Here is a 7,715-nt window from a genome sequence, read left to right on the forward strand (position 1 = left end):
CGCCGCCATGGAAGCCTTATTGCAACTAAAAGGGATCGATAAAGCGTTCCCTGGCGTCAAGGCGCTCTCCGGCGCGGCGCTGAATGTCTATGCCGGTCGGGTGATGGCGCTGGTAGGGGAAAATGGCGCCGGCAAGTCCACCATGATGAAGGTGCTGACCGGGATCTACACCCGTGATGCCGGCTCTTTGCTGTGGTTAGGCAAAGAGACGACCTTTAACGGCCCCAAATCCTCCCAGGAAGCCGGGATCGGTATCATCCACCAGGAACTGAACCTGATCCCGCAATTGACGATTGCCGAGAACATCTTCCTTGGTCGCGAATTTGTTAACCGTTTTGGCAAAATCGACTGGAAGCAGATGTATACCGAAGCCGACAAGCTGCTGGCAAAGCTGAATCTCCGCTTTAACAGCCAGAAGCTGGTGGGCGATCTGTCGATTGGCGATCAGCAAATGGTGGAGATCGCCAAAGTGCTGAGCTTCGAATCGAAAGTCATCATTATGGATGAACCGACCGATGCGCTGACCGATACCGAAACCGAATCGCTGTTCCGCGTCATCCGCGAACTGAAGTCGCAGGGGCGCGGCATCGTCTATATCTCCCACCGTATGAAAGAGATCTTCGAGATTTGCGACGACGTGACCGTCTTTCGTGACGGGCAGTTTATCGCCGAGCGCGAAGTGGCTTCGCTGGATGAGGACCGACTGATCGAGATGATGGTCGGCCGTAAGCTGGAAGATCAATATCCACATCTCGATAAGGCGCCGGGCGCGGTGCGCCTGAAGGTCGATAATCTCTGCGGCCCGGGCGTGGAAAACGTGACCTTTACCTTGCGCCAGGGGGAAATCCTGGGTGTCGCCGGGCTGATGGGCGCCGGACGGACCGAACTGATGAAAGTGCTGTACGGCGCGCTGCCGCGCAGCAGCGGCTCCGTGACGCTGGATGGCCATGAAGTGGTGACCCGCTCGCCGCAGGACGGTCTGGCGAACGGCATTGTCTATATCTCCGAAGATCGTAAGCGCGATGGCCTGGTTCTCGGGATGTCGGTAAAAGAAAATATGTCCCTGACGGCGCTACGCTACTTCAGCCGGGCGGGCGGCAGCCTTAAGCATAAAGATGAACAGCAGGCGGTCAGTGATTTCATTCGGCTGTTTAACGTCAAAACGCCGTCCATGGAGCAGGCAATCGGCCTGCTTTCCGGCGGCAACCAGCAAAAGGTCGCCATTGCCCGCGGGCTGATGACCCGGCCAAAGGTGCTGATCCTTGATGAACCGACCCGCGGCGTCGACGTCGGGGCGAAGAAAGAGATCTACCAGCTCATCAATCAGTTCAAAGCCGATGGCCTGAGCATCATTCTGGTCTCCTCTGAGATGCCGGAGGTGTTGGGCATGAGCGATCGCATCATTGTGATGCATGAAGGGCATCTCGGCGGTGAATTCACACGCGAGCAGGCCACCCAGGAAGTATTGATGGCTGCCGCTGTGGGCAAGCTTAACCGTGTGAATCAGGAGTAAGAAAGATGACAACCCAGGCTGTTACTGGTCGCCGTTATTTCACGAAAGCGTGGCTGATGGAGCAAAAATCGCTGATTGCCCTGCTGGTGCTGATCGCGGTGGTATCGACCATGAGCCCCAACTTTTTTACCGTCAATAACCTGTTCAATATCCTGCAACAGACCTCCGTTAACGCCATCATGGCGGTAGGGATGACGCTGGTTATACTGACCTCGGGGATCGACCTGTCCGTCGGCTCCCTGTTGGCGCTCACCGGTGCGGTGGCGGCGTCGATTGTCGGCATTGAGGTTAATGCGCTGGTGGCGGTCGCTGCTGCCCTCGCATTGGGTGCCGCGATCGGCGCAGTCACCGGGGTGATTGTGGCGAAAGGCCGCGTGCAGGCCTTCATCGCTACCCTGGTGATGATGCTGCTGCTGCGCGGCGTGACCATGGTGTACACCAACGGCAGTCCGATCAACACCGGCTTTAGCGATAACGCCGATCTGTTTGGCTGGTTTGGCATCGGGCGTCCGCTGGGGATCCCGACGCCGGTATGGATCATGGCGATTGTCTTCCTGGCGGCCTGGTACATGCTGCACCATACTCGCCTGGGCCGTTATATTTACGCGCTGGGCGGTAATGAAGCGGCGACGCGTCTGTCCGGGATTAGCGTCAATAAAGTCAAAATTATCGTCTACGCCTTGTGCGGGATGCTGGCGTCGCTGGCCGGGATCATCGAAGTGGCGCGTCTCTCCTCCGCGCAGCCGACGGCGGGGACGGGCTATGAGCTGGACGCTATTGCGGCGGTGGTGCTCGGTGGCACCAGCCTCGCGGGCGGCAAAGGACGCATTGTCGGCACGCTGATTGGCGCGCTGATCCTTGGCTTCCTGAATAATGGTCTTAATCTTTTAGGCGTTTCTTCCTATTACCAGATGATCGTTAAAGCGGTGGTGATTTTGCTGGCGGTACTGGTAGATAACAAAAAGCAGTAACTGAGAACTCTACAGGACATCTTAACTATGAATATGAAAAAACTGGCGACCCTGGTCTCTGCTGTTGCGCTAAGTGCGACCGTCAGCGCGAACGCGATGGCCAAAGACACCATCGCTCTGGTTATCTCTACCCTGAATAACCCGTTCTTCGTGTCGCTGAAAGACGGCGCGCAAAAAGAAGCTGACAAGCTGGGCTACAACCTGGTGGTGCTGGACTCCCAGAACAACCCGGCGAAAGAGCTGGCGAACGTCCAGGATTTGACGGTGCGCGGCGCCAAGCTGCTGCTGATCAACCCCACCGACTCTGATGCCGTCGGCAACGCCGTGAAGATGGCAAACCAGGCGAAAATCCCGGTCATCACCCTTGACCGTCAGGCCACAAAAGGCGATGTCGTGAGCCATATTGCGTCTGACAACGTGCAGGGCGGAAAAATGGCTGGCGATTACATCGCGAAAAAAGTGGGTGAAAGTGCGAAAGTCATTGAGCTGCAGGGCATTGCCGGGACTTCTGCGGCGCGCGAGCGCGGCGAAGGCTTTAAACAGGCCGTGGCGGCGCACAAGTTTAACGTCCTGGCCAGCCAACCAGCCGATTTCGACCGTACCAAAGGGCTGAACGTGATGCAGAACCTGTTGACCGCGCATCCTGACGTGCAGGCGGTATTCGCGCAAAATGATGAAATGGCGCTGGGCGCCCTGCGCGCGCTGCAGACCGCAGGCAAGTCCGATGTGATGGTGGTTGGATTTGACGGCACTCCGGATGGCGAAAAAGCAGTAAACAGTGGCAAACTGGCGGCGACCGTCGCACAGTTGCCGGAGCAGATCGGCGCGAAAGGCGTTGAGACGGCTGATAAGGTACTGAAGGGCGAAAAAGTGGAAGCTAACTACCCGGTTGAGCTGAAGCTGGTCGTTAAGCAGTAAAATGCGATTCGGACTGGCAACGGTCCGAGGGACAATATAAAAAAAGAAAAGCAGGGCATGCGCCACCGGATCCCGGTGGCGCGCTTTCCCGGGAACAGAAATGATGAAAACTGCAGGCAAACTTGTCGTCCTTGGCAGTATCAATGCCGATCACATTCTTAACCTTGACGCTTTCCCGACGCCGGGTGAAACCGTCACCGGCAACCATTATCAGGTGGCTTTCGGTGGTAAAGGGGCCAACCAGGCGGTCGCCGCCGGGCGCAGCGGAGCGGATATCGCGTTTATCGCCTGCACCGGCGATGACGACATCGGTGAACGCATCCGCCGCCAGCTGGCGAGCGATAAAATCGACGTGGCGCCTGTGCGCGCAGTCGCCGGGGAAGCGACCGGCGTGGCGTTAATCTTCGTTAACGCCGAAGGTGAGAATGTCATCGGTATTCATGCCGGCGCCAATGCGGCGCTTTCCGTCTCCCAGGTTGAGGCGGAAAAGGAACGTATCGCTAGCGCACAGGCGCTGTTAATGCAGCTGGAGTCGCCGCTGGAGAGCGTGTTGGCGGCGGCGAAAATCGCCCATCGCCATCAGACCACCGTGGTGCTTAATCCCGCGCCAGCGCGTGAACTGTCCGATGAACTGCTGGCGCTGGTGGATATCATTACCCCCAACGAAACCGAAGCGGAAAAGCTGACCGGTATTCGCGTTGAGAGCGACGAGGATGCGGCAAAAGCCGCCGACGTGCTGCATGCCAAAGGCATTGGTACGGTGATGATCACCCTCGGCAGCCGCGGCGTCTGGCTCAGTGCCGAAGGCGAAAGTCGTCGGATCCCGGGCTTTCGTGTGCAGGCCATTGATACTATCGCTGCCGGTGATACCTTTAACGGCGCGCTGGTGACCGCGTTGCTGGAAGGGACTTCCCTGCCAGAAGCGATCCGCTTTGCGCATGCCGCGGCGGCGATCGCCGTGACCCGCAAAGGCGCGCAGCCATCCGTGCCGTGGCGCACAGAGATTGATGAATTTTTAGCGCAACAGGGGTAATGCTTGGCTACGATGAAAGATGTGGCCCGCGTCGCGGGCGTTTCCACATCGACGGTGTCACACGTCATCAATAAGGACCGCTTTGTCAGTGAGGCGATTACCGCCAAAGTAGACGCTGCGATCAAAAGCCTCAACTACGCCCCCTCTGCGCTGGCGCGTAGCCTTAAGCTTAATCAAACCCGTACCATCGGCATGCTCATCACTGCCAGTACCAATCCGTTTTATTCGGAGCTGGTGCGGGGCGTAGAGCGCAGCTGTTTTGAGCGGGGTTATAGCCTCGTACTCTGTAATACGGAAGGTGATGAGCAGCGAATGAATCGTAATCTGGAGACGCTAATGCAAAAACGCGTCGATGGACTACTGCTGCTGTGCACGGAGACCCATCAGCCCTCTCCGGAAATTATGCAGCGCTATCCGTCGGTACCGACGGTCATGATGGACTGGGCTCCCTTTGATGGCGATAGCGATCTGATTCAGGATAACTCGCTACTTGGCGGCGATATGGCGACCCAGTATCTGATTGACCAGGGGCATTCGCGCATTGCCTGTATTGCCGGCCCGCTGGATAAAACCCCGGCTCGTCTGCGCCTTGAAGGTTACCATGCTGCGATGGCGCGCTGCGGCCTGCCGGTTGCCGACGGATACGTGGTGACCAGTGATTTTGAGTTTGGCGGCGGGTTTAGCGCGATGCAGCAGCTGCTGGCTTTGCCGCAGCGGCCGCAGGCGGTATTTGTCGGCAACGATGCCATGGCGGTTGGCGCTTATCAGGCGTTGTACCAGGCCGGTTTGCACATTCCGCAGGACATGGCGCTGGTGGGCTACGATGATATTGAGCTGGCACGCTATATGACACCGCCGTTGACCACCATTCACCAGCCAAAAGATGAGCTGGGAGAACTGGCCATCGATGTGCTGATCCATCGAATGGCCGATCCGCAGCAAAAACAGCAGCGCGTTCAGTTAACGCCGGAGCTGGTGGTTCGTGGCTCCGCTTAGCGTTTGTGCCGCTCGCTAATCAGATTACGGCCATCTTTCGCTCTTAACAGCATAAACATCAGCGCCGACACGATGGTGATCACGCCCATGGTTATAAAGGTGTAGTGAAACTGCTGTACCGTGCTGGCATTGTCAAAACCTTCATAGAAGCGCAGCACCGCAGCGCTGATGGCCACCCCGAGACTGATTGAAAGCTGCTGGGTCACCGCCAGCAGGCTGTTACCGCTGCTGGCATTGTCATCCGTCAGATCGGCCAGCGTAATGGTATTCATCGAGGTGAACTGCGTGGACATCGCCATCCCCAGCACAAACAGTGGCAGAAGAAGCATCCACAGCGGCATCTCTGGCGACTGCAGCGAGAACTGGGCAATCATGAGGCCAATAAATACCGTGATCCCCACCAGGGTCTTACGATAGCCAAACCAGCGCAGCACCTGGGTAACGGTAGATTTCGCAATAATGGAGCCGATAGCGGTAGGGGCAATCATACAGCCGGCGATAATGGCCGGATAGCCGAAGCCAACCTGCAGCATCAGCGGCATCAGAAATGGCACACAGCCGGTACCCAAACGCGTGGCAAGGTTGCCAGCAATGCCGACTGAGAAAGTATGCGTCTTAAATAAAGAGAGCGAGATAAGCGGCGCCGGATGGCGGCGCGCGTGGCGAACATAGGCCACGAGCAGTAACAGACTGACGGCAATCACGGCCAGCGCCAGCCATGTCGCCACGATTTTTTCTCCAAACAGTTCAATACCGCTGGAAAACAGTACCAGGCTTAAGCCAAATAACAGAAAACCGGTTATATCGAAGCGCCTGCGCGGCGTCGTGAAATTTGGCATGAATTTGCGGGCATACAGAATGCCAATCACCCCGATGGGAATGTTTATCAGGAAAATCCAATGCCAGCTGGCCCAGGTGACAAACACCCCGCCGAGCACCGGGCCCAGTATCGGCCCCACCAGACCTGGCATGGTCACAAAGTTCAGCACCGGAAGCAGCTCGCTGCGGGGATAGGCGCGCAGCAGCGCCAGCCTCGCCACCGGCATCATCATCGCCCCGCCGATCCCCTGAATCACCCGAAAAATGACCAGCTCCATTAATGAGCTGGAGAGCGCGCAGGCGAGAGACCCCAAAGTGAACAAGCTAACAGCGATGATAAAGACCCGGCGCGTGCCGAAGCGATCGGCCAGCCAGCCGCTGACCGGGATCAGCATCGCTACCGTCAGCGTATAGCTGATAATGGCCGACTGCATCGCTAAGGGAGAACGATTAAGACTGTGGGCGATAGCCGGGAGGGCGGTGTTAAGAATGGTGGCATCCAGCGCCTGCATAAAGAAGGCCATCGCCGCGATCCACGGCAGGCCAGCCATACTGCGCCCTTTTTTTCCGCTCATGCCAATTCCTTGTTATTGATTTACGGGGTGAGGGGCGTTCAACAACGCCTGGCAGGCGAGCAAGGCACCTGGCGCATCACTGTTGAGAATGGCATCGACAATCGCCTGGTGGAGATCCAGCTTCACTACTTCATTTTGCGTAATCGACGTGAAGTAGGTGTGGTAGACGGAATGAAATAAAGAAGCGAATGAGCTGAGGAAAGGATTACCGCTCATTTCATAGATATGTTCATGCCAGGCCATATCGACCTCTATCCAGCGATCGCGCTGAAAATGACGTTTCAAGGCAATCATCTCTTCCATTAAAGTATTGAGCTGCGCTTTTTGTTCTGCGGTGCCGTTAGCGGCAGCGAGAAAACAGGCCTGGGGCTCCAGGCTGCTGCGCATGACGAGAAAGTGGCTCACCACTTCTTCGAAGTTATCTTCTGTTAGCCACCAGGACAGGAGTTCCTTATCCAGGAAGTTCCAGCTGCTGCGCGGCATCACCCGGGTGCCAATGCGAGGGCGAGGCAGCAACATGCCTTTTGCCGTTAGCGTCTTCACCGCTTCACGGACGGCGGTACGGCTCACACCGAACTGCTCCCCCAACTCCATCTCGCCGGGAAGAATGCTTTCCGGCTGATATTCGCCAGTCAGTATTTTTTGGGCGAGCTTCTCGGCCAGTACCCAGGAGATGTTCTTTTGTGCCGCCAGTTGCTGTGCGCTTAAAGACATAAATGCCGTTCCTTTCTTTTCTTTACTCTAACAGTATGCCACCAGGCGTCCCGTTTCGTCGGTTAAAACAGCAAAACGGCGGTTTTTTGCGACATTCCTCGCCGCATTGTTGAAAAAAGAGACGGTTGAAAAGTTTTTTTGAATTTCCCCTTGTCACCTCAGAATTACTCCCTATA

Annotated in this window: 7 protein-coding genes; 5 read left to right on the forward strand and 2 right to left on the reverse strand. The window is 56.8% G+C overall.

The genetic code is table 11. The annotated features are described in order from the left end of the window. Window positions 1-7 precede the first annotated feature (7 nt). The 5 genes from rbsA to rbsR all read left to right on the forward strand — a co-directional run bounded on the left by rbsA (window position 8) and on the right by rbsR (window position 5,431). Complete coding sequence (gene rbsA, locus AS136_RS23735) at window positions 8-1,513, forward strand: ribose ABC transporter ATP-binding protein RbsA (RefSeq protein ID WP_022064880.1); 1,506 nt, start codon at window positions 8-10, stop codon at window positions 1,511-1,513. 5 nt (window positions 1,514-1,518) lie between these two features. After that, window positions 1,519-2,484, forward strand: coding sequence for a ribose ABC transporter permease (rbsC, locus tag AS136_RS23740; protein WP_008806709.1), 966 nt, complete (start codon window positions 1,519-1,521; stop codon window positions 2,482-2,484). A gap of 27 nt (window positions 2,485-2,511) precedes the next feature. Further along, window positions 2,512-3,402: a ribose ABC transporter substrate-binding protein RbsB gene (gene rbsB, locus AS136_RS23745; protein WP_012969238.1), complete on the forward strand. Its 891-nt coding sequence runs from the start codon at window positions 2,512-2,514 to the stop codon at window positions 3,400-3,402. A 100-nt stretch (window positions 3,403-3,502) separates the two neighbouring features. After that, window positions 3,503-4,435, forward strand: coding sequence for a ribokinase (rbsK, locus tag AS136_RS23750; protein ID WP_008806707.1), 933 nt, complete (start codon window positions 3,503-3,505; stop codon window positions 4,433-4,435). Window positions 4,436-4,438: 3 nt separating this feature from the next. Then, entirely contained in the window at window positions 4,439-5,431 is a 993-nt protein-coding gene (rbsR, locus tag AS136_RS23755; protein WP_012543295.1) for a ribose operon transcriptional repressor RbsR, read from the forward strand. Here rbsR and mdtD read toward each other — a convergent pair. Then, on the reverse strand, window positions 5,428-6,825 hold the full coding sequence (gene mdtD, locus AS136_RS23760) for a multidrug transporter subunit MdtD (RefSeq protein ID WP_023298394.1): 1,398 nt from the start codon (window positions 6,823-6,825) through the stop codon (window positions 5,428-5,430). The genes rbsR and mdtD overlap by 4 nt on opposite strands. Before the next feature lie 12 nt (window positions 6,826-6,837). Continuing rightward, window positions 6,838-7,539 carry a FadR/GntR family transcriptional regulator gene (locus AS136_RS23765; protein WP_008806704.1) on the reverse strand — a complete coding sequence of 234 codons (702 nt, stop codon included), beginning with the start codon at window positions 7,537-7,539 and terminating at the stop codon, window positions 6,838-6,840. Window positions 7,540-7,715 lie beyond the last annotated feature (176 nt).

This window comes from Klebsiella sp. D5A, from assembly GCF_001620885.1.
In the GTDB taxonomy this organism is placed as follows: Bacteria; Pseudomonadota; Gammaproteobacteria; order Enterobacterales; family Enterobacteriaceae; genus Klebsiella; species Klebsiella variicola.

What these genes read in the sequence shown, in the direction of transcription:
- rbsA (WP_022064880.1), top strand. Translation starts at nt 8, where the DNA reads ATGGAAGCCTTATTGCAACTAAAAGGGATCGATAAAGCGTTCCCTGGC.
- rbsC (WP_008806709.1), top strand. Translation starts at nt 1,519, where the DNA reads ATGACAACCCAGGCTGTTACTGGTCGCCGTTATTTCACGAAAGCGTGG.
- rbsB (WP_012969238.1), top strand. Translation starts at nt 2,512, where the DNA reads ATGAATATGAAAAAACTGGCGACCCTGGTCTCTGCTGTTGCGCTAAGT.
- rbsK (WP_008806707.1), top strand. Translation starts at nt 3,503, where the DNA reads ATGATGAAAACTGCAGGCAAACTTGTCGTCCTTGGCAGTATCAATGCC.
- mdtD (WP_023298394.1), bottom strand. Translation starts at nt 6,825, where the DNA reads ATGAGCGGAAAAAAAGGGCGCAGTATGGCTGGCCTGCCGTGGATCGCG.
- AS136_RS23765 (WP_008806704.1), bottom strand. Translation starts at nt 7,539, where the DNA reads ATGTCTTTAAGCGCACAGCAACTGGCGGCACAAAAGAACATCTCCTGG.